At 33.6% G+C, this 22,244-nt stretch carries 27 protein-coding genes; 14 read left to right on the top strand and 13 right to left on the bottom strand.

Annotated features, from left to right (window positions below; translation table 11 throughout):
- Window positions 1-250: 250 nt before the first annotated feature.
- Entirely contained in the window at window positions 251-1,006 is a 756-nt protein-coding gene (locus tag ACYQ73_RS13330; protein ID WP_460012934.1) for a hypothetical protein, read from the top strand.
- A 258-nt stretch (window positions 1,007-1,264) separates the two neighbouring features.
- A complete protein-coding gene (locus ACYQ73_RS13325) occupies window positions 1,265-1,492 on the top strand; it encodes a hypothetical protein (protein ID WP_460012933.1) in 228 nt (75 codons plus the stop codon).
- Window positions 1,493-1,689: 197 nt separating this feature from the next.
- Here the strand turns inward: ACYQ73_RS13325 and ACYQ73_RS13320 are convergent, their stop codons facing one another.
- Window positions 1,690-2,034 (bottom strand): tubby C-terminal domain-like protein, encoded by a 345-nt coding sequence (locus ACYQ73_RS13320; protein ID WP_460013220.1) that lies wholly within the window; start codon window positions 2,032-2,034, stop codon window positions 1,690-1,692.
- A gap of 79 nt (window positions 2,035-2,113) precedes the next feature.
- Here ACYQ73_RS13320 and ACYQ73_RS13315 point away from each other — a divergent pair, with 79 nt between their 5' ends.
- Window positions 2,114-2,305: a hypothetical protein gene (locus ACYQ73_RS13315; RefSeq protein WP_460012932.1), complete on the top strand. Its 192-nt coding sequence runs from the start codon at window positions 2,114-2,116 to the stop codon at window positions 2,303-2,305.
- Window positions 2,306-2,361: 56 nt separating this feature from the next.
- Window positions 2,362-2,661 carry a YfzA family protein gene (locus tag ACYQ73_RS13310; protein ID WP_460012931.1) on the top strand — a complete coding sequence of 100 codons (300 nt, stop codon included), beginning with the start codon at window positions 2,362-2,364 and terminating at the stop codon, window positions 2,659-2,661.
- Window positions 2,662-2,735: 74 nt separating this feature from the next.
- Here the strand turns inward: ACYQ73_RS13310 and ACYQ73_RS13305 are convergent, their stop codons facing one another.
- The 5 genes from ACYQ73_RS13305 to ACYQ73_RS13285 form a co-directional block, all read right to left on the bottom strand.
- Window positions 2,736-4,487: an ABC transporter ATP-binding protein gene (locus ACYQ73_RS13305; protein ID WP_460012930.1), complete on the bottom strand. Its 1,752-nt coding sequence runs from the start codon at window positions 4,485-4,487 to the stop codon at window positions 2,736-2,738.
- Window positions 4,480-6,213: an ABC transporter ATP-binding protein gene (locus ACYQ73_RS13300; protein ID WP_460013219.1), complete on the bottom strand. Its 1,734-nt coding sequence runs from the start codon at window positions 6,211-6,213 to the stop codon at window positions 4,480-4,482. The genes ACYQ73_RS13305 and ACYQ73_RS13300 overlap by 8 nt, the downstream gene beginning before the upstream one ends.
- 70 nt (window positions 6,214-6,283) lie before the next feature.
- Window positions 6,284-7,708 (bottom strand): ABC transporter ATP-binding protein, encoded by a 1,425-nt coding sequence (locus ACYQ73_RS13295; protein ID WP_460012929.1) that lies wholly within the window; start codon window positions 7,706-7,708, stop codon window positions 6,284-6,286.
- Entirely contained in the window at window positions 7,705-8,415 is a 711-nt protein-coding gene (locus ACYQ73_RS13290) for an energy-coupling factor transporter transmembrane component T (RefSeq protein WP_460012928.1), read from the bottom strand. The genes ACYQ73_RS13295 and ACYQ73_RS13290 overlap by 4 nt, the downstream gene beginning before the upstream one ends.
- Window positions 8,416-9,003, bottom strand: a complete 588-nt coding sequence (locus ACYQ73_RS13285; protein WP_460012927.1) for an MptD family putative ECF transporter S component — start codon at window positions 9,001-9,003, stop codon at window positions 8,416-8,418.
- Window positions 9,004-9,304: 301 nt separating this feature from the next.
- On the opposite strand from ACYQ73_RS13285, the gene ACYQ73_RS13280 reads away from it, so the two are divergent.
- From ACYQ73_RS13280 to ACYQ73_RS13265, 4 genes are read left to right on the top strand one after another with little or no spacing between them, the layout of a single operon-like run.
- Window positions 9,305-9,796, top strand: a complete 492-nt coding sequence (locus tag ACYQ73_RS13280) for a hypothetical protein (RefSeq protein ID WP_460012926.1) — start codon at window positions 9,305-9,307, stop codon at window positions 9,794-9,796.
- On the top strand, window positions 9,793-10,020 hold the full coding sequence (locus ACYQ73_RS13275; protein WP_460013218.1) for an AMP-binding protein: 228 nt from the start codon (window positions 9,793-9,795) through the stop codon (window positions 10,018-10,020). Before ACYQ73_RS13280 ends, ACYQ73_RS13275 begins: the two co-directional genes overlap by 4 nt.
- Complete coding sequence (locus ACYQ73_RS13270; RefSeq protein ID WP_460013217.1) at window positions 10,017-10,661, top strand: AMP-binding protein; 645 nt, start codon at window positions 10,017-10,019, stop codon at window positions 10,659-10,661. Before ACYQ73_RS13275 ends, ACYQ73_RS13270 begins: the two co-directional genes overlap by 4 nt.
- Window positions 10,655-10,849, top strand: a complete 195-nt coding sequence (locus ACYQ73_RS13265; protein WP_460012925.1) for a chorismate-binding protein — start codon at window positions 10,655-10,657, stop codon at window positions 10,847-10,849. The genes ACYQ73_RS13270 and ACYQ73_RS13265 overlap by 7 nt, the downstream gene beginning before the upstream one ends.
- A gap of 215 nt (window positions 10,850-11,064) precedes the next feature.
- Here ACYQ73_RS13265 and ACYQ73_RS13260 read toward each other — a convergent pair whose 3' ends face one another.
- Entirely contained in the window at window positions 11,065-11,310 is a 246-nt protein-coding gene (locus tag ACYQ73_RS13260) for a YkuS family protein (protein ID WP_132358618.1), read from the bottom strand.
- Between the two features lie 164 nt (window positions 11,311-11,474).
- On the opposite strand from ACYQ73_RS13260, the gene ACYQ73_RS13255 reads away from it, so the two are divergent.
- On the top strand, window positions 11,475-11,912 hold the full coding sequence (locus ACYQ73_RS13255; RefSeq protein WP_460012924.1) for a hypothetical protein: 438 nt from the start codon (window positions 11,475-11,477) through the stop codon (window positions 11,910-11,912).
- Window positions 11,913-11,987: 75 nt separating this feature from the next.
- Here the strand turns inward: ACYQ73_RS13255 and ACYQ73_RS13250 are convergent, their stop codons facing one another.
- The 4 genes from ACYQ73_RS13250 to ACYQ73_RS13235 form a co-directional block, all read right to left on the bottom strand.
- The gene (locus ACYQ73_RS13250) at window positions 11,988-12,299 is read right to left on the bottom strand and encodes an RNHCP domain-containing protein (protein WP_460012923.1); all 312 of its coding nucleotides are present in this window, start codon (window positions 12,297-12,299) and stop codon (window positions 11,988-11,990) included.
- A gap of 79 nt (window positions 12,300-12,378) precedes the next feature.
- Window positions 12,379-12,567 (bottom strand): hypothetical protein, encoded by a 189-nt coding sequence (locus tag ACYQ73_RS13245; RefSeq protein ID WP_402873391.1) that lies wholly within the window; start codon window positions 12,565-12,567, stop codon window positions 12,379-12,381.
- A gap of 355 nt (window positions 12,568-12,922) precedes the next feature.
- Window positions 12,923-14,068, bottom strand: coding sequence for a hypothetical protein (locus tag ACYQ73_RS13240; protein WP_460012922.1), 1,146 nt, complete (start codon window positions 14,066-14,068; stop codon window positions 12,923-12,925).
- A gap of 510 nt (window positions 14,069-14,578) precedes the next feature.
- The gene (locus ACYQ73_RS13235; RefSeq protein ID WP_460012921.1) at window positions 14,579-15,733 is read right to left on the bottom strand and encodes a hypothetical protein; all 1,155 of its coding nucleotides are present in this window, start codon (window positions 15,731-15,733) and stop codon (window positions 14,579-14,581) included.
- A 223-nt stretch (window positions 15,734-15,956) separates the two neighbouring features.
- Here ACYQ73_RS13235 and ACYQ73_RS13230 point away from each other — a divergent pair, with 223 nt between their 5' ends.
- From ACYQ73_RS13230 to ACYQ73_RS13220, 3 genes are all read left to right on the top strand, one after another.
- A complete protein-coding gene (locus ACYQ73_RS13230; RefSeq protein WP_460012920.1) occupies window positions 15,957-16,145 on the top strand; it encodes a transmembrane Fragile-X-F protein in 189 nt (62 codons plus the stop codon).
- 32 nt (window positions 16,146-16,177) lie between these two features.
- Entirely contained in the window at window positions 16,178-16,843 is a 666-nt protein-coding gene (locus tag ACYQ73_RS13225; RefSeq protein ID WP_460012919.1) for an HAD family hydrolase, read from the top strand.
- 73 nt (window positions 16,844-16,916) lie between these two features.
- Window positions 16,917-17,417: a hypothetical protein gene (locus ACYQ73_RS13220; protein ID WP_460012918.1), complete on the top strand. Its 501-nt coding sequence runs from the start codon at window positions 16,917-16,919 to the stop codon at window positions 17,415-17,417.
- 108 nt (window positions 17,418-17,525) lie between these two features.
- On the opposite strand, the gene ACYQ73_RS13215 is transcribed toward ACYQ73_RS13220, so the two are convergent.
- Window positions 17,526-18,773, bottom strand: a complete 1,248-nt coding sequence (locus tag ACYQ73_RS13215) for a nucleoside permease (protein ID WP_460012917.1) — start codon at window positions 18,771-18,773, stop codon at window positions 17,526-17,528.
- A 233-nt stretch (window positions 18,774-19,006) separates the two neighbouring features.
- On the bottom strand, window positions 19,007-19,825 hold the full coding sequence (locus ACYQ73_RS13210) for a purine-nucleoside phosphorylase (RefSeq protein WP_460012916.1): 819 nt from the start codon (window positions 19,823-19,825) through the stop codon (window positions 19,007-19,009).
- A 284-nt stretch (window positions 19,826-20,109) separates the two neighbouring features.
- Here ACYQ73_RS13210 and ACYQ73_RS13205 point away from each other — a divergent pair, with 284 nt between their 5' ends.
- On the top strand, window positions 20,110-21,327 hold the full coding sequence (locus tag ACYQ73_RS13205) for an ROK family protein (protein ID WP_460012915.1): 1,218 nt from the start codon (window positions 20,110-20,112) through the stop codon (window positions 21,325-21,327).
- A 98-nt stretch (window positions 21,328-21,425) separates the two neighbouring features.
- On the top strand, window positions 21,426-22,097 hold the full coding sequence (locus tag ACYQ73_RS13200; RefSeq protein ID WP_460012914.1) for a DUF4085 family protein: 672 nt from the start codon (window positions 21,426-21,428) through the stop codon (window positions 22,095-22,097).
- Window positions 22,098-22,244: the final 147 nt, after the last annotated feature.

Genomic DNA, 22,244 nt, shown 5'->3' with positions numbered 1-22,244 from the left:
AAAAGTGACCAACTAAATGAAGTCATCAAAATAGTCACTAGCTTATATCTTTACTAGTTAAAAGTCTTTAAATGTAAACCATCATTTTCATATCAGAGTACCTAGAGATAAGAAATTATTTTAAGGAAAAACACTCTAATTTTGTTAAAACACTTCCATCATCATTTTTTAATTGGTAGGATATTGGATTGTTAATATATTATACTAAGAAATTGTGTTTTCTATAATAAAGCTGAGTAGGAGGAGAATAATGAAAAAATTATTTCTTGTGTTACTAGCAGCATTTGTATTAGCTGTAGTAAACCCAGCAAAATCAGAAGCAAAAGTGATATATGATGGAGCAGAAGTTGTAAAAGGGCAAACGGGAAAAATAACCTTTAAAAAAGACATTAAGGTATACAAGAAAAATCCAAATGGTACGTTTGATTCGTTAGTCGTAAAGCGAAATAACTTCTTTAGAACGTATGATATTGAAAAATATGATGGCAAAACATTTTACCAGATGGGGCAATATCGCGTACAAGCAACGGATTTGGTAGTTTTCAAAGAAGTACCAATAAAAATTCGTTCATCTTTCTATAACAATCCAACTTATATTTATATTAATCGTGATGGTATTGCTCATAGTTACGGAAGTTACTTCAGACAAGAAGGATTATGGGGTATTTATTTCAAGGATACAAATAATGGTCAACTACTGAAGTATTGCGACAGTGGTGATGGTACTTACGAATTTTGTTATGAGTATCCTGGTACAGACCTTAAAATTGCTGAGACAATATCGAGAGAAAGAGGTGTACTTTATGAACTAACAGGAGATGCAGAAGGGAAAGGCGTTCCATTAAAAGAATCTAAAACTGAAAGATTTATGAAAAAGGGAAGTATTGTTTATTCATGGTATAATGAAATTAATGGTTATATTTATGTAGTCGATAACTTAGAAGGAAGACACGATAGTGCTGTTTGGCTTCCGATGAATTTATTAAAGCCAGTTGGAGATAAGTGATAGATTAGGAATTATATAAAGCCCTCTTAATAAATATTTGTTAAGAGGGCTATTTTTTATGGTTAGTTGATATGCGAACAGGATGTTTGATGATGACTTGGGCTTAGCTGGAACTTTGTGGATTTTGAGAATGTATGCAGAATTGAGCAGAAAATGAAGAAGATAGAATGTCATACCTAACTAGGTGTGGCTTTTTATTATGTTTCATAATTTTTGTACTTACAACCCATTATATAAGTAGATGGGAGGTGTTGATTTATGGAGTATGAATATAAAGTAAAGTTTTACTTTGACGAAGGCCGTGAAGAAGAATATAAAATCAAAAATAATATTGAACAAGAAACATTTACAGAAGAACTTTCTAATGGTTTCAATGAGAAGTCTTGGTATTCATTTACTGAAACAGAACATTATAAATCGATTTTAATTAGTACTAAAGAAGTTTATCAAGTAGTAGTAGAAAAAAATATTTTAGAATTTGATTAATCAAATGTATGAAGGGACATCTAACTTGGTGTGGCTTTTTAGCATTAAAAAAGGTTGTTTTCTAAAAATATGTTGCTGTTAAAAAATAAAGACAGGATAAATCTACAAATTTTTGTAGATTTAATTCTGTCTTTTTTTGATTTTTCATAAATTGAAGCACAAGGCTCATTGAAATATTAAACTTTTGCTATCAAATATTATTTACGTACAAATGTTTGATACATTATAGCAGTTAGAGATGCGATGTCATTATTGATTGCTTCAATGTGAATACGATTCGTTAAATTTGTATTTGAACTATCTAAATTTTTAATTACAGCAATCTTTTCACCATTTAACGTTAAGGTTCCTAAATTAGTGTAATCTTTCTCAAATTGGTATACGTCCCCGTTGATCAGAAAAGTTTGCACCTTTTCAATTAATTGCACACGCTTTTGTATAATTGAAACCTTCTCCATTGCATTTCGGCTATATAGTGTATAACGAATACCTGTAAATATGCAATTGATTCGATGCAGGAAATGTAACTCATTTTGATTCAACAATTAACAGAAGTCTCTTCAAATGTTGTGTATAAATGGAAATATTTATGCAAATGCATCTGATTTGAGGTATTATTAAATGAAAGATGTCTTTTTTATCGAGGAACAAAATGCTGGAATAGGAGAGGTTTTATTGAATGATAAAAAATGGGGAATAGTGTTCTCGTTTATTTTCGGTGGTTTAGCTATTTTCCTAATTTTGATTCTGTTGACTGTTTCGTTTTTTGGCCAAGAAATACTGGAATATCTTAGAGATGGGTTTTCAGAGTAATACTAGTTATATTTCATTTTGACGTCTTTTTTGAAGAAATGGAGGAGGGGGATTACATGGCTAAAAAACAACATCATATTTCATTTTTGAAAAGACCTTGGGTATCTTCTATTGGTGTATTCGTATTGTCACAAATCATCTTTATTACATTTGAAGTAACAGGGTGGATACCTAATTATAGAGATTTTAGTGGAACATTATTTGGAAGAATTACTGAAGCGTCAATTTTCAGAGAGTGGTTTTCTTTTTATGAAACACAACATTTTAATTTACTAACTATCTTTTTTGGTGTCGTATTTCTCATGCCGGGAATAATTGGTGCGATAAAAAACGTTTTTTCACCAAGAACTACATAAGTAAAGGCTAGTGACAACATAAATAGAGCATTCACCCATTAAAGGGGCTGTCGGTAGACAGCCCCTTCTATAAACTATGTTGAAAGCCTCCAATTCTCAGCAGCTTGTCGAATATTAATAAAATGACGATACACACCTTCTTCTTTAATAAGTGAATGATGCGTCCCTTTTTGGATAACTTTACCGTCTTCAATGACAATAATTTGATTGGCATTTTGTATCGTGGATAGACGGTGAGCGATGATGATTGTTGTTTTTCCTTGAATCAATTCATCTAGTGCAGCTTGAAGGAGCGTTTCGTTTTCAGGATCAAGACTTGCAGTCGCTTCATCTAATATAATAATGGGTGCATTTTTCAAAATAGCACGTGCAATAGAGATTCGCTGTTTCTCACCCCCTGATAGAGAAGAGCCACCGTCAGTGAGAACTGTATCATAACCGTTTTCAAGTGACATAATAAAGTCGTGGCATTGTGCTTTTGTCGCTGCATCAATGATTTCGACTTTCGAAGCATTCGGATTTCCGAAAAGAATATTATTATAAATGGTATCGTTGAACAAATATACCTTTTGGAATACCATGCTGACGGATGATAATAGGTTATTTAGCTTTATCGTTTGAATGTTGATACCATCAATAGATATAGAACCTTTATTCACATCATAAAAACGAGCAATCAAATTGCACAAAGTCGTTTTACCTGAGCCTGATGGGCCGACAATCGCAGTGGTTGTCCCTTCTTTAATAGTAAAAGTTACATCTTGAATGATGGGTCTTTCATCGTATGCGAAGGAAACTTTATCAAACTGAATATTATAGTGTTTAAGATTAATATTTTCTCCTTTCTCGTCAATGAATGTCGTGTTTTCAATTGTTTCAAGTTTATCAAGTGTATTGTCTATTGTTTCTAGAACATGTATAGCATCGCTAATTGGTTCAATGCTATCAAACATCACAAATGAAAACAGTGTAATTAAAAACATATCAGCTAGAACCATTTCCCCATTTGTAACCAAGTAGGCTCCAACAAATACGAGAAGTACGGAAGAAAACTTCAGAGCCATTCGATGTCCAACGTTGAAAGTGCCAAAGCCTTTCTGAATCGTCAAATTGATTTGTTTGCTATTGCGAAAGGCTTCCTGTACATTACGAGATGCAATTCCTTCTTGATTAAAGTTTTTAATGACTGCTATCCCACGTAAATATTCTAATGTAGCGCTCACAAGTTGATGTTGACTTTTTTGATGATAAACAGCATTTTTTCTACTATGATTTTGAATTCGTTTTAAGAAGAGAGAAGAGACGGCAACACCGCTAATAGCAACTAAAGCCATAATTGGTTGATAAAGTAGTAAGAAAAGAATCATCGTGAATGTCATAATATATCCATTCACTACAACATCGATCATTTTGATGCCCATCATTTCAAAAAATGATAGGTCCGTTGTAACCGCACTATTAATGTCACCTGTCCGATGTTTATGAAAAAATCCTAGAGAAACTCTCTTCAATGTATTTCCCATTTTAATACGATGGTCGGCTGTTATCTCATATCCGATACTTTCCTGGTAAATAGCTTTTATATAGGCGAAGATAAATCGACCTATAATTGCTAGTATTAAAAAAGATAAAAGGAACCAAATAGTGTTTATTTCTAACGGTTTTATTCCGTAATAATCATTAAGCATAAATTGCAAACCAGTAGCGGTGATGACGATAGGAAGGGCAATACAAATAGAATGGAAAAATGAGAAAACAAAACCTAAATATAAACGTTTTTTATATGGACCAACCCAATGAATGATTCGCTTTATAATTTTAATCATTTGGTGATACCTCCTGCGAGTGAACCGATTCAGATAGGAGCCCGTTCTCCTTAGAACCGATATGTGCCTTCCATAATTTTCGATAAAGTTCATTATTTGAGAGCAGTTCCTCATGAGTACCAATACTTTGGATACTACCATCTTGTAAGACAACAATTTGATCAGCATGCTTAATAGTTGATAATCTGTGAGCAATAACGATAAGCGTTTTATCTTTCGCAAGCTCATTAAAAGCTTTTTGAATTTCTGATTCGTTTTCAGGATCTGTAAAAGCTGTTGCTTCATCAAGTATAATAATAGGTGCGTCTTTTAAGATAGCTCGGGCAATAGCAATACGCTGTTTTTCACCGCCAGACAGTTTATTGCCAGCTTCACCGGAATCAGTATCATAGCCATTTTCTAAACGAGAAATAAATGTATCACATTTTGCTAGGCGTGCTGCTCTGTAAACTTCTTCATCACTAGCATGCGGATTACCCATTCGAATATTCTCTAAAAGGCTTGTTTTAAATAAAAAGTTATCCTGAGCAACATAGCTAATCAGTGTTGAAAGGTTATTTGGATGAATATCTTTAATGTTTTTATTTCCAATGGTAATACCGCCATCTGTCACATCCCAGAAGCGTGCAAGCAGTTTGGCGATGGTTGATTTACCACTTCCTGACGGGCCGACAAGTGCGGTGTAACTTCTTTCAGGTATAGTTAATGACAGGTTTTCAATCACTTTCCGCTTATCATCGTACGCAAATGATACATCGTTAATCGCAATATCATAATTTGTTGGAGTTGCAGCAAGTTCCTTATCAACAATAGGAAGCGATTCTAGATTTAAATATGCTTTTGTGTCATCAATCGCATATTCAATTGCTTTGAAATCATTGACGAAAACGGTAAACTTCATAAGCGGGTAAATAAGTCCCATTGATAAAATAAGACAAATAATTAACTGTGCTGGGTCAATGGCATTGCTATGATAAAGCCATAAGCCGATTGGAAGAGTTCCGACAAGGGTAGAAGGTAAAATAGCATTACCTAATGTCATCCATGGCCATGTACTGTGGAACCATTTCATCGTATAATTTTTAAAGTCTATAATGGTATTGGAAAACTTTTCATAAGAAGCATTTGTCTGATTAAATGTTTTGATAACCTCGATTCCTTCAACGTATTCTACAATGATACTATTCATATGATTGCTAGCATCCATATAATGTTGATATTGCGTGTTGAAGTTCCTCATCATGAAGGCGTAAACGATAAAAGCAATTGGAACTGTTACTAGTGACGCTAGTGCTAGCCGATAATCGATTGTTAGCATATAGATGAAGACACCAATTGGCAATAATAAGTTTGAGATGCCTTCTGGAATAATATGAGCAAGTGGCAATTCCAGTGTTTCAACCCGGTCGATGATGACATTTTTGGTCTTTCCAACGGATTGGTTAAGGATATCGCCAAGGGGTGCTCGTAATAATTTTTCAGCAAGCTGTAGACGTATTTCTTCAAGGATATTATAAGCGGCTCGATGTGAGAAATAACTTGATATTGCATGAAATAATGTTTGAGCAAAGTAACCTATTGTTGCAATCGCAATCCAGAGGAAAATGACTTGCATCGTTTGTGTTCCATCAATTAAATGTGTAAGTATTTGATAAACTGCTACATATGGAACAAGCCCGCCAATTACACTAATAATAGCTAATATCACAGATTGGGTCAGGGGCATTTTGGAACTACCTGCAAATTGAATGATTGACTTTATCCAATGTTCTTTTTTTTCATTATGTTCCAAGGTTTCACATCCTTTGTTCGTTGAATATTGTTATTTTCTTGATAGTGCCATGAGCCAATTCAATTGTTCCATCACAACAGAGCGAAATCATCTCAGGGTCATGGGTTATAAGGAATACTTGCTTGTTTTGATTTCGTAAAACGTTCATGCAATCAGCAAATTGTTTCATATGATGATAATCGAGTCCACTTGTCGGTTCATCCATAATAATCAGTTGTTTATCTGCTGCAATTGCTGAAAGTATGGCTACACGCTGTTTTTCACCACCAGATAGCGACATAGGATGAGCATCTTTAAATTGAATGACATCCAGTAGAGACAACAGCTCAAGCGCCTGGCTTTCATTAGGTTCAGGCATGGAAAGAAGGATTTCTGATAAAACACTTTCTGTAAATAATTGATGATGTACATCCTGCATCACAATACTACTTGCTTTAAGGCACTGTTTTTTCTTATAAGTCATTTTGTTTATTTGAAATCTAGGAGAGGATTTCTTGTAGAGGCCTGTTAAAGATTTAGCAAACGTTGATTTACCTGCTCCATTGTGACCAGTAACAGCAAATATTGTTGGAAACGGAAGATCGAACTCTTTTATATTAAGTTGAAAATCATGATTGAAGTGAGTGAGTGCATCAGCTTTAAAATGTGAGCTCTGATTGAAAGGGGAAGTCTGTTGAGATACCAATTCTTCTAGATGAATAGCTCGAAGACCAAGCTGATAAAGCACCTCATTAGACATATTGAGCAACTCGTTTTGTAGAAAGATATGTTTAATTTTACCTTCTTCCATTAGAACAAATCGGTCAGCGAGTGTCTTTAAGTAATGAAGTCGATGTTCAGATATAATAATGGTCTTACCTTGACGTTTCCAAAAACCAATCATCTCTCTTAGTTTTGTTGTTGCTTCATCATCCAAATTCGCTGAGGGTTCATCAAGGATGATAACTGGGGGATCATGAATAGCAACAGAAGCACATGCTATAAGCTGTTTTTCACCACCTGATAGATGAAACAAATTCCGTTTTAAAAGAGGATGTAGGCCAAGCTGTTCAACGATTGCAGCTTTTCTATCGAGTATTTTCTCTGACGGCAATCCAAAGTTTTCTACCGTAAAGACAAGCTCACTATCGGTATCGATGTTATAAAATTGTGTTTTAGGATTTTGAAAGACTGAACCGGTGCGTTTAGCAATTTCATGAATCTCCAAATCTTGAATGATTTCATTATCCAAAAGTATTGAACCTTCCAAATGTCCACCTATGTAATGGGGGATAAGACCGTTCAATAATCTTGTAATTGTTGTTTTTCCGCAACCGGATTTACCACATAGTACAATTACTTCGCCTTGTGAGATATTTAAATTAATATCTCGTAATGTCATTTTTGTTTGATTGCTATATTGAAATGAAACATTCTTGAGTCGAATCATAAAAGGACCTCCCAAAAGAATACTAACCATATTAAAGTACTTATGAAGATCAACAAAAAATCTTGCGCGTAAAAATGAAGCTGGCATACATTTGTTCTCATTACTGGCGCGGATAATCCACGTGTTAATGATGTCATCGTTAATTCATTCCCAATCTTTGAGGCGGACACCATGAGCGGAATGAGACGATATTCCATTGCTTTTATGGGATGAAATAACACGGAGGGTCCTGTCAGCCCACGGAATGCCATTGCCTGCTGAATATATAGATACTCATAACTGAGTGTGGGGAAAAAGCGAAACATAACAGATAGTGCAATAATTAAACCTTTAGGGAAATGTAATGTCTCCATCGCTGCAATAAGCTCACTTATAGACGTAGTAGTCAATAAAAAATAGCCCATCATGATACCGGGAAGTAATCGTAAGGAAATGGAGATTATCCCTAGTGACAAATAAAAAATAAAACCATGTAAATAAGGAGCAATAGTAAACTGAAAGATTGATACAAACAACAGTAAAATCAGATAATAAGATGCTACCTTATATTTTTGATAAATGAACAATAAAATAACTGGAATAAACCATAAGATTGGAAGTATGTATTGGAACCAACCGATTTGGGGAGCACTCACTGTGACAATGTTGATAGTAAGTGTCAACAATAATTTGGTCCTTGGATCTATCTGAAAGCTGCTTCGTTCCATTTATACAATCCCCGATTTCATAAAATGCTTTGATAAAAGTCTCGTACCAATTGCGCCTCCTATAAGACTTGCAATAAATGTCACAAAAACGAAAAGAAATAATGTCCAATCGGGAATGTAACTGTTTAATGTATTTGCATACTCAACACCATATTGAGCGGTAATATTAGAAAAATAAGTTGTTCTATGAATGTAAATAGGAAGGTACATGCCAATTGTCCATAAACTAAACACAGCATATGAGAGAGACATAGTGAAAGAATTTGATCTAAGCTTTATAAAAAGTACGTCAGCAATAAGGCCACAGATCAGCCCAGCTAGAAGAGGATAGAAACCATTTCCACCCATCAACATCATAATTAATCCACATATAACCCCACTTAAGGTAATCATGCCGAACTTTTCAGATTTTGCTAAAAACAAAATAAATGGAACTCCACCAAAAATGCCAATTAGAACAGGTAAGATAGCATTAAAAATGGGCATGTAACCTAGTAACGAGATTGCGAATAGAATAACGAAATAAATACTCGTATAAATTCCAACTGTCATAAAGTCTTCTGTCCGTAATGCAATTTTTTTTTGCATAGTAATTACTCCTTTCAAAATAAGAAATAAAAATTGATTTGTTATTTGGAATATTTAGGGTATATCCAAATCGAGTATATTTGATAATGATTATCAATGTCAACTAATAATAAAAATGGAAAATAGTTAACAAAAATAACTAATATATACTATTGTAATTATTTTTAGAATATTTTAGTATTTAATACAAACTAGTGAAAATGATATTCATTATCAATTAGTTTGTTAAGTTTACCATATTCTAAAATATATTAGAAAGTGTGGAATTTATTTGTTAAAAATCAGTCATATCCAATGCAGAGTGAACAATATTAAAAAGGCTGTTAGTAATTTCGAAAAGGCTGGATTTCAAGTTGAGTGGGGGAGGAACCCTAAAAATTCACTTAATGCTTTTATATGGTTTGAACAAGGTCCTTTTATTGAATTGTTTGAAATGAAATGGTTTATGTCACCTATTAGTGTTCCTCTAGGTATCATTTATGGAAATTCGATGCACGAGCGTTGGATGAAATGGATGGATCAACGGGAAGGCTTAATAGATTTTGCTTTAGAAGGATATAAAGAAGATATAGCTAAGCAAGATAATTTACAGGTAGTTAGGAAAGAAATAAATAATTTAGGAATTAGAACTTCTAAAGTGCTGAACGGTAGGAGGAAGAAGCCGACAGGAGAAATTGTAACTTACGGATTTTTCTCCATGTCTCCTAGGGAATTACCTTTTGTTGTTTCAGCGTATAGTTCACCTCAAAGGCCTAAACATATCCATTTTCATCGCTACAGCCAAATAAAATAGCGATTATCGATGGTGATCATCATTATACATATCAAGAACTGCGCGACATGGTGTATAAATTGGGAACCTTACTTCAGCAGTATCAGGTGAAAGAAGGCACTAAAGTAGCGATCATCTCCGATAAATCTGTATATCAAGTTACTAGTGTGTTAGCACTATTATCTTTAGGCGCAGTCTATGTTCCAATTGATAAGGCACAGCCGATTAGGCGAATAAAAAAATAATCGATCAAAGTCAAGTAACGGCCATTTTAGTTGATGGACCAGATCCACTATATGGCAGCTTAAAGGAACAACTAATACTCTACAATCAATTTGAAGAAGTTGAAACATCATTATATGAAGTTTATGAAGGGGATTCAGACGCTCTCGCTTACATTATTTTCACTTCTGGTTCAACCGGAGAACCAAAAGGTGTAGCCATGTCCCATGCCTCAGCTATGAATACAATTGAAGATATTAATAGACGATTTTGTATTACGAGTAATGATAGTGTTCTGGCATTATCAAAACTCAATTTTGACCTCTCAGTCTATGACATTTTTGGTTTATTATCCGTTGGTGGTACGATTGTTTATCCTGAACAAGGACACCTATATGATGCTGATCACTGGCTAGAGTGTATCAAAACGAAGAAGATAACACTGTGGAATACAGTACCAGCACTTATGAAAATGCTTCTAAATGTTGATGAAATAGAGCAGATAAATATCGATACAATGAAAACCATTTTGTTATCTGGTGATTGGGTACCACCTAAAATGATTAAACAGTGTTCATCTGTTTTTCCGAAAAGTGGCATCATTGCCTTGCGTGTATACAGGAAACAGAGCCATTTAAAAGGGGATTATATACAGGTTTGGTAGGGTATATGGACAGTAATGGTGATGGGGAATGGGTTATCACCATTCGTTGTGCAGAGATAAATAATAAAGATATTACATTATTTGCGGGAGCGGGAATTGTTAATAGTTCATTACAGGATAGTGAATTCAATGAGATCTCTGCTAAATTCACAACAATGTTAGATGCAATGGGGCTAAAAGAGAATTAAAATGATGCAAATAAAGTATTCTAAAAAAGCACAACAAGATTTTGTTTGTAGTAAGAGCTTATGAAAAAAATAGATAAAATTTGTAAGAATCCAAGCATAGAAATTGTAAAAGACCTGAATTGGCGAATTTAATAATGAGCACTCTATAATCACATAAATAGTAAAAGGTGCTGCTCCATAGTCCAAAAACTACAGCGACAGCACCAAGTCATTTATTAGTGGAAATATTTATCGACACGTTGAAGTACTTCGTCAGCAGAAAGACCGTCAGCGTCAATAACAGGTCCTGCCATGATAGGATCGCTAATTCCCATAATATCTCTGTCCTGCCCAGTGATTACACAGGCATCACATTTTTTTGCATCTTCTTCAGTACGAAGTTGAATAACTTCATAACCTTTTGCCTTTAAAGCATCTTCAACGTTTGTTAATGATTGTTCCACACCAATTATTTTAGACATTACTCTTCCACCTCCTATATGTAATGTGTCATATAGGCTTGCTAATTATTCACTTAATTCATTTTTTTGTTATACATAATGTAAATGGCGGGTTAGTAAAATTTAATTTCCACTGCAATGAAATGATATTAGCAGTCATATATGCTGGATAGGAGAGATTTTAAATGAGAAGTCTAAAGATAATTAGCATGTTATTTATTATCGCATTTATCTGGATGATTATATTACTTAATGCTGGACCACCAAAGCCTGTTGTATTGTTGGAAGGCAAAGAGGTACCTTTTGTACAAGGTACATATTGTTGGCAAAATATTATTAATAATGAATGTGTTGATAAAATTCCACCACCTGAAATTATTGCTAATAAAAAAATTGTCCCATTTTCTGTTTCACCACAAAGTGAAATTAAAATTAGTTTTAAGAAACCACCGATTGATGGGATAGAAGTAGATAAATGGTTGAGCAGCGATGAGATTAAGCTAGTAAAGGTAAAAGATAATGTTTTCTCTGTACCGAAAGAGAAGGGGACTTATATATATAGTATTTCTGGAAGATGGGACAAAGGAGGTTCTTCTTATATTTTTGCTATAGAGGTAAAATGAATAGGTTGATTTTAAATAGTAAAAGACACATTGAAGGTTAATTTCCAATGTGTCTTCGAATAATAAATTACTTCACTATACGATTGATTGCATAAATTGAATAACTTGATCCTCTTGAATGGAATCAACAGCTATTTTATTTCGACTAATCTTTTGACATTTTGTACATTGATGGATAAGTTGAAAGCCTTTTTTTCCTGTATAATCGACTCCAATTGGTCTCATCAAACCTTTACAAGTACTCGCTCTGTCTCCGGGAACATGATCCATATGTTTAGAAAATAAACAGTTTGGACAATGATTTCTGAAACTTCCGTTGGTTAATGGTTCAACCATCGTACTGCAATTTTCACATTGAAATGCTGTATTCTCATTTTTTCTACTCAATTGCTCTTCCTCCAATATATTATTTCAACATTGGAGAAATGGTTCCGTTTTCTTTTTCTACAATAGTAGTATCAGGCTTTTATAGGGAATGAACCAATTCACCGTCTTGTTCTTCAAAACGATTACTTCTAGTTCCTGCTTCACAAAGACTTATTTCATCTTTTGATCCGGACCACGATTGATTTTGTATATTTGTGCCAACCACTGTAAGACGGACAGCTCCATCTTCCACTAGTAGGTGTTCTCCTATAATCACTGACTTCGGCATTCGTCCCCTAACGAGCAATTGTTTTGGCTAGATAAAATGTCAATTCATCACTCCTTTTCATATAAGCATTCGTATTAAACATTTAAAGGTTATCAAATTTATCGAATTATTTAAATAGTTTATTTTTGCGACGAAGTTTTACTTTGAGTCTAAAGAAAGGGGAATCCACCAATCATTTTCAATGATTGTTGAGACACCCCCGAAGATGGGTAAAAGGAAGTTCTTCTTATATTTTTTCTATAGAAGTAAACTTATTGCACTATGGAATAGACTTTGGAAAAAATCTCGGAAAATTATTGTGGATTTAACAAAAAGAGGAATCCCAACAATCGTTGAGACACCTCGAATTTTTTACTTATTGTGGAGTATATTCTTGGCCGTTAATTATTACTTTAGTAGCAGAGATTAGAATTTCTTTATTTGCTTTAAAATAGGGCTCTAAAATATTATTAAATACTTCCCATTTCTCTTCAATTTTTGCTTTGTCTTCTTTTTTATCTAGCTTTAAGATTTCTTCATAAAGCGGTTTTAATTGCTTGTTATCCTCTTCGCTAACTTTGAAATCATAGTCAGCCATGAATTCTTCAAATGTTTGAGGCGTTATGAATTGATCAATGATGTAATAGAAATCCTCCCATAGTTTTTCAGACAAATCGGCGTTGTCATCTTTTTCTGCTTTTTGAGCTTTATCATAAATATCTTTTAATTTTGCTAAAGATTCAGCAGGGATATCTAACTCATATCTTTCCATGAATTCTTCAAATGTTGGAGTTGGATAAAGTTTATCTAAATATGGTAGAAGTGTTTTGTAAAATTCATCTATTTTTTCGTTAGCCTTTTCCTCTTGACCCTCTTTTTGAAGTTTTACCCATTCTTCGTAAATACCTTTAAGCTGTTTATTATCATTTTCTTCAATAACTATATTTTTTTCATTAAATCCGAAATCTGCTATAAACTCTTCAAATGTTTGAGGTTGCCAATTAGCTAATATATATGGATTTGTAATTTTATCCATTTCTCTGTAGATTTTACTGATTTCTTCAAATATCTTTTCATATTCTTCTTCTGTCATTTCATTTGACAATTTTTTTTGCAGCTTTTTCTTTTCATTAAACAATTTTTCTAATTTTGTTAGCTCTTCTTCTGTTACCTCTTTAGGCAATTCTTTTTTATAAGCTTCAAATGTATAGAAGTCTAAATAATCCTCTGCTACGCTACCTTCAACTGTGATTTCCTGTCCTTCTACAAAGTTCATTTTTTCTAGTTGTTCATCAGAAAACTTATAAAAGCTGATGTAGTAGTTTTTACCATCTCTGCCTTTTAAATCAATCCCATCCCCAAAGATGCCTTTAATCGTTCCTGTAATTTGTTGTTCGATTTGAACAGTAACACCATTTGTTGGGGCTACTGCAGTAGCTCCTGCTTGAAGTGGCGTCAAAACAGCCATTCCTATTGTTAAAGCTGAAGCAATCATCCAAGTTTTTTTAATCGGTTTTTTCATAATCATTTCTCCCTTTTATTTACTCTGGAACTTAACGTTACCAATATTTAGACGGATTTCCAGTTAAAAAGGTTCATTATTTTTAAAAAAATTTTAAAACATAGCATTAGAGTTTGAGCAGTCTGATTAAATAAAGCACAAACAGTACAAGGTACATATTATTGGAGAAATATTATAAACAATGAATGTGTTGATAAAATTCTACCACCAGAAATTATTTGAAAAGAACTGTTCTGTTTTACCTCAAAGTGAAATTAAAATTAGATTTAAGAAACTATCTATCGAGGTGATGTAAAAGTACAAGGTAATGTTTTCTCTGTTTCAAAAGAGAAGGGGATTTATATCGGAAGAGGGGCAAAAGGAAGATTTTCTTATATCTTTTCTATAGAAGTAAACTGATTGCAGTATGGTATATACTTTGGGAAAAATCCCTAAATATTATTGTCGAATAAAAAAGAGGAATCCCAACAATCATCTTAAATGATCGTTGGGATTCCTCGATTCTTTTACTTATTGTGGAAGATATTCTTGACCGTTAACTGTTAGTTTAGAAGGTGAAATTAGAATATCTTTATTTGCTTTGAAATAGGGGTCTAAAATATTGTTAAATGCTTCCCATTTCTCTTCAATTTTTGCTTTGTCTTCTTTTATATCTAGCTTTAAGATTTCTTCATAAAGCTGTTTTAATTGCTTGCTATCCGCTTCGCTAACTTTGAATTCATAGTCAGCCATGTATTCTTCAAATGTTTGAGGCGTTATGAATTGATCAATGATGTAATAGAATTCTTCCCATAGTTTTACAGACACATCAGCATTGTCATCTTTTTCTGCTTTTTGAGCATTATCATAAATATTTTTTAGTTTTGCAAAATCTTCAGCAGGGATATCTAACTCAAATCTTTCGATAAACGCTTCAAATGTTGGAGTTGGATAAAGTTTATCAAAATACTGTTGAAGAATTTTGCGAAACTCATTCATTTTTTCGTTAGCCATTTCCTCTTGACTATCTTTTTCAAGCTTTATCCATTCTTCATAAATGGCTTTAAGCTGTTTTTTATCATTTTCATCTATAACTATATTTTTTTCACTAAATCCGTAATTTTCTATATACTCTTCAAATGATTCAGGTTGCCAAGTAGCTAAATAATATGGCTTAATAATTTTACCCATGTCTAAATAAATTTTATGCATTTCTTCATATTTCTTTTCTGCCTCTTCAATCGCTTTATTTTCATCCGCTTTTGTAGCTTCTTTTTGCAGCTTCTTCGCTTCGTTAAACATTTTTTCTAATTTTGTTAAATCTTCATTTGTTACCTCTTTAGGCAATTCTTTTTTATAAACTTCGAATGTATAGAAATCTGAATAATCCTCTACTGCGCTGCCTTCAACTGTGATTTCCTGTCCTTCTACTAGGTTCATTTTTGCTATTTGTTCTTCAGAAAATTTATAGAAGTTGATATAGTAATTTTTACCTTCTCTACCTTTTAGATAAATCCCGTCATCACTGATTCCTTTAATCGTTCCTGTAACTTGTTGTTCGATTTGAACAGTAACACCATTTGTTGGTTCTAGTGCTGTAGCTCCTGCTTGAAGTGGTGTTAGAACAGCCATACCTATTGTTAGTGCTGAAGCAATCATCCAAGTTCTTTTAATCGGTTTTTTCATGATCATTTCTCCTTTTTTTCTACTCTGGAATTTAAAGTTTCCAATAATTAGACGAATTACCAGTTGTGAAAGTTCGTCAATTTTAATAAAAGTTAAAAAGTTTTAAATATTTCAAGTAAAGTGTTTAAATAGTTGTATAACAATAAAGTTTGATGCTTCAGAAGAATTAACGACAAGAAACTAATTTCGGTATGATGAAAATCAGGTGTATGGTGGTGTGAATATGGGAATCGCTGAAGTATTAACAATTGTCTTTATAGTATTAAAGCTAACGGATGTTATCGCATGGTCTTGGTGGTTAGTGCTTTTGCCAGCAATCATATCCTTTAGCATTTACGCATTTATTTTGGTGATGAAGTTAGTAATGATAATGATAGCGGTAGTGGCAGTGAAAAAACGAAAAGAGTTGTAGAATGGAGATTTAAATAAAGGGGATGCATATTAATGATTCAAGCGGTGATTTTTGATTTAGATGGAACATTGTTAGATCGTGATCGTTCAATTCTTTCATTTATTGAACAGCAATACGAGCGATTAAAGCCGAATCTATCACACATTTTAAAGGAGAACTATGTTCAACGCTTTATTGAGCTGGATAATCATGGCTATGTATGGAAAGATAGAGTCTATCAACAATTAATCGAAGAATTATCGATTGAGTTATCTTCAAAAACCATGTTAGAGGATTACCTGCAGGAATTTAAGCATTGTTGTATTCCATTTATTAACTTACATAGCATGTTGCACAATTTGAAGAAGCAAGGCTTAAAACTTGGGATGATTACAAATGGTTATGGGCAATTTCAATTAGATAATATACGTGCGTTAGGAATTGAAAATGATTTTGATGTGATTCTTATCTCTGAATGGGAGGGCATCAAAAAACCGGATGCAGAAATATTTGATCGAGCGTTATCTAAGCTAGAAGTAACAGCTAATGAAAGTATTTACGTTGGTGATCATCCATTTAATGATGTGGAAGCTGCTAAAAAAGTAGGGATGACGACTATTTGGAAACGAAATGATGCATGGCAAAGTGTTGAAGCAAATTATATCATTGATAATTTAATAGAAATTCAAGATATTTTAAAGGTTTTACAAAGGACTTGAAAAGACTAAAACTCATATATCTTCTGATTTAGGAGAAAGTAAAGGAACATGAAATCAGGAGGTTAAAAATCAATTGAGGAAAATGAGTGTATGTCTTTTACTCCTTCTATGTTTTCAAATAAATCAAGCGGAAGCAATTACTACTGATTTAGAAAAAATCTATTTAGAAGGTGGAGAGTATACAGAAGTTAATAAAGCAATTCAAGAAAGTGAAGCAGTTTTTAAACGTGATATACCTTTACCAACACGACTTCCACCTATTACTTTCACTCATGTTTTTGGATCATTTAATCATAAACATCCTCAACTATCCATCCGATATTTGGTAGAGGATGCAGGTCGAACACATTATATGATAGAAATAACCGACAATGAATATGAACGTTCATTTCCAAAGGGGGCTAGGGCAGTGAAATTACCTGATGGAAATGAAATGGTTTATTATAAAAGCTTAGATTTTGTCATTTTTAATATCGTGAAAAATGATTTTCAATACACTTTTATTGTTGATGAAGTCAGTGCAAACGCTATTACCGTTGATGGCATGGTGAAAATAATTAATTCTATGAGATAATGGGGAGGACCAGTGATTCAAAATATTGAATACTGGCCTTTTCGTTATATCTTTTAACTGCAAGGAACATTATTTAGTTGGAGATATAAAAACCCCGCTTTATTAAAATTAACTTACATCTTTCATTGCATCACTATCATGCTTATATTTAAAAATTATCGCGAACGCTATCGCAAGAACGAGTGTATACGCTCCAAAAGTTAACCATATATTTTGCCAATCCCTCACACCATCTACAGTGAAATAATCGACTACTTTTCCACTAATAATAGCTCCTGCATAGGCACCTACCCCATTAACCATAGTGCTGAATAAGCCTTGAGCACTCGCACGAATTCGAGGATCTACTTCTTTTTCTACAAAAATGGCCCCTGAAATATTAAAGAAATCAAAGGCACAACCGTAAACAATCATCGATAGTACTAACAAGAGGAATCCTACACCGGCTGGATTTCCGAATCCGAAAAATACAAATCGTAACGTCCATGCGAGCATACTGATTAGGATTACTCTTTTAATTCCATATCTACGTAAGAAGAATGGAATGGTAAGAATAAAGATTACTTCTGACATTTGTGACACTGATAATAAAATAGCTGGATATTTAACAGCGAAGCTATCTTTATAGTCAGGGTTCAACGCGAAGTCATGTAAAAATGGATCGCCGAATGTATTCGTAATTTGTAATGCAGCACCTAATAACATTGCAAAAACGAAAAACATCGCCATTTTCTTTTGTTTAAAAAGAACAAAGGCATCTAATCCTAAAAGACTTACCAACGACTTGTCCTTTTTTATCTTTGAAGTTGGGCAGTCGGGAAGCATAGATGAATACAGTGCAAGCAATATCGAAGCACCCCCAGCTATGTATAGCTGAATATTGCTCAATTCAATTTTTGCTAGACTAATAATCCACATCGCAAGAATAAAACCAATCGTCCCGAAAACACGAATAGGTGGGAAGTCCTTTACTATATCGAGCCCTTTGTTTTCTAAGGAAACATAAGAAATCGTATTCGATAAAGCAAGCGTTGGCATATAAACTAATGAATTAAAAAACATTATCCAAAACATAATAGAAGGGTCTGAAATTTGAGCAGCTGTAACTAATGCAATCGCTCCAAGGAAATGTAAAATTCCATATAAAATATTTGCTTTTACCCAACGATCAGCCACAATACCGATAAGACTTGGCATAAGGATTGCAGCAAGACCTTTTGAACTATAAACGAGTCCAACTTGTGCGCCAGTAAAGCTCAACGTATTGATCATGTAAGCACCAAGTGTAACAAGCCAAGAACCCCAAATAAAAAACTGAAGAAAAATCATTATTCTAAGACGTGATTTGATTCCCATTTTTTTACCCCTCCTGATAAAGGTGATGAAGCCCATTTTAAGTTTTGACTTTAATTAACTTTTCTTATCATTTAGAAAAAAAGGGTAGCATAAAAAGGCTCATCACCATAATGTGGGGTTGATTTTCGTTCTAGCATGGCGTTTTTTGAAGACGTGAATCTCGCTTGCTTTCACTTGAATCAATTAATGACCAACGTTTTAACCTTTGGTGATGAACCAAAAAAATATAAGAACTACATTCTTGAAATAGTTTCTTTTACTAATTTAATAAATTTGTCTCTTGCTAAAGCTGCCACTTCAATGACTTCATCATGACTTAATGGTTGATCTAAAATTCCACACGCCATATTTGTTAAACAGGAAATGCCAAGCACTTTCATGTTTCCGTGAATAGCTACGATAGCTTCCGGTACTGTTGACATCCCTACCGCATCTGCGCCTAATGTACGTATCATACGAATTTCTGCTGGAGTTTCATATGCTGGCCCACTCCACCAAGCATAAACACCTTCTTGTAAGTTAATGTTTTGTTCTTTAGATACTGCAGAAGCAATATTGCGTAAATCAAGATTATATACTTGAGAAACATCAGGGAAACGAGTTCCTAATTCATCATTATTTGGCCCAATTAATGGATTTGTACCGACTAAATTTATATGATCAGTAATTAACATTAAATCACCTGGGGAAAAGTCTGTATTAATGGCACCGCAGGCATTCGTAATAATAAGATTTTCTACTCCCAGCGCTTTCATTACACGTACTGGGAAAGTGACTTCATCTAAAGTAAAACCTTCATAATAATGGAAGCGGCCTTTCATTGCCACCACTTTCTTTCCCATTAATTCTCCGATTATTAATTCGTTTGCATGACCGATTGCGTTAGATTTTGCAAAGTGAGGAATTTCGCTATAAGGAATTTTGTAAGGGTTTATAATTTCATCAGCAAGAGCTCCTAACCCTGAACCTAAAATCAAACCGATTGTTGGACGATAGTCAGTTTTACTCATGATAAAATCTTTAGTTTCCGCAATATTCTGTGAATTATGCATTTAATATTCCTCCTTAGATAAACTTCTTTATAAATTGTTACTAATCTTCCATTTAGAATAACAATCTATTAAACACAGTGTAATCGATAAAATAGCTAATGTAAATAACTTAAAATCATTTTGAAAAAAAGTGTAAAGTAATTTAGTTGGAGTATGCGGTAAATAGTCGATATACTCAGCTCTTTTTATATATAATGAAAAAAGCCTGGATTATCTAACTTCTTCTTTAGCAAGAAATCAGATAAAATATAGGTGATTGATAAATTCATTTTTTGGAGGAGTATATGTTAAAGCAATTTGAAGGTTTAACATCACCGAAAACAAAAAGTCTAAAACTTTTATATAGCTTAGTCCGTAAGTTAGGGCCAGTTAGAATAAACACACTTACTGAATTAACGGGATATAAACACGTAACGTGTACACGATTATTAGATGAGCTTGTACAGGAAGGACTTATATATGATAGTGGAATTGGTGAGTCAAGTGGTGGACGTAAGCCATTAATGTACGTCATTAATTCGGATAAATACTGTTTAATTGGGGTAGAAATAACTAGTTTATACACCACGGTATTGCTCCTAGATTTAAAATTAAATATTATAGATGTCGAAAAATTGAAGATGGAATTACATTGTACGGGAGAGTACACGTTGAATTTTGTAACTCGATGCGTTAATGAGTTATTAGCTAAATACAACATTCCAACAGATAAACTTCTAGGAATCGGAGTAGGGGTCATTGATTCAATTGATAAAGAGAGCGGAGCTATTATAAATTCTCATTTGTTTCCCGCGGGAGGGTGGGATCATCTAAACATTGTCGACTATTTACAACAACAAAATGCTACCCATGTATTTTTAGATAATGGAACAAATTTGGCAGCATTAGCTGAATACCGTAATAACTATTGGAATAAAACAGATAATTTAATTTTTGTCTCAAGTGATATGGGGATTCGCTGCGGGACAATTTTACAGGGGAGATTGGTTAGTAATAAAAACGAAATGGCCGACGCTTTTGGACATGTTATCGTTGATATACATGGGAGACTTTGTTCGTGTGGGGCATATGGCTGTCTCCAAGCATATAGCAGTTTGCCAGCCATTCGTAATGAAGTAGTACATCGTTTGAAGCGTGGTAATTTTTCATCTCTTCAAGAAAAGGTTAATAATGTAGAAAATATCGATTTTCACCATATATTAAATGCTTTAGAGCAAGAAGATCCACTTTGTTTAGAGATAGTGAAGGATGCGGCTTATTATTTTGGCATCGGGCTTAGCAATTTAATTTTCTTAATGCGTCCAGATATAGTCATCTGTGGAGGAACCTTAGTACCAAAACCGCTTTTTTACGAAGTGGCTTCTGAAACAGCACAAAATCGACTAATGCACTATCCAAATAGTAATGTCCAGATTATTAAATCAACAACAGCCTACAATATCGTTGCTCAAGGAGCAGGGTGTATGGTATTGGATTATTTCACTGAAGAGCTACTGACTTAAATAGTGGAAGTGCTAGGAGTTCTAAAAATCACCTCTTTAGCTTTTCTTAGAGGTCAAGATAAAGATTAGTAAGAAATGTACGAATGGGGGATTTTAAAGTGAAATATTTCACTCAAAATTGGTATCGTGAAATGCAAGTCGAGGGTTTTTTAACTTTTCCTGACTCTAGAGAAGATTGGGAAGAAAGTTTAAATTGGGAAAACGAAGATGGGACGAGCTATATTGAAATGTTACAAGCAGAGTTGGAATGGCGAAAAGATGATTTATTAACATTTCTTCCAGCGCCATTTCATCCATATATTTTAGATGGCTCTTTAAAAACTGAATATCCATCAAAAGAATTACGAAAAATGGCTGAAGAGTGGAATGAAAATCATCGAAGTCGTAGTCACGATTTAAGTAAACAGTATATGGAACAATTTGAAGAAATAAAAGAGCAGCTCCCATCTCAAGTTCTTGAAATACATACAAAATCATTGCACGATGGAGAAGTATTATCTTTCTCTTCAACTGAATCTACAATTACGCTTATTATAGCTGGAACAGGAGTAGGTTGGTATGGCACAAATGTAAAACTAACTTTTAGTGATGTCGAGAAATGTTTGATTCCAGAACAATTAGAAGGTTCTTGGTGGCTATATGATGAAATCTATAAAACTGAAACAGGGTTTGAATTACACGTATTATTTGACTGTCCACTCTGTGAATTAATGATACAGGCTAGGGAATTAAAGATTGAGACAGTATCACTAACGTCGCACGAATTTTAATTGAATTTTCTGTTTTCTTTTCCTTCCGTTTTTGAAGAAAATAAAAGATACTAAAGTAGAGATAGTAAACATCCATTTTTTTACTATAACCTTTGACTGAGGCAACTAATAACTCAAAATCCTTACGGTACCGTATTTCCTTTGATT

The organism is Lysinibacillus sp. CTST325 (assembly GCF_054665055.1).
This window is presented reverse-complemented; position numbering and strand designations above follow the sequence as displayed.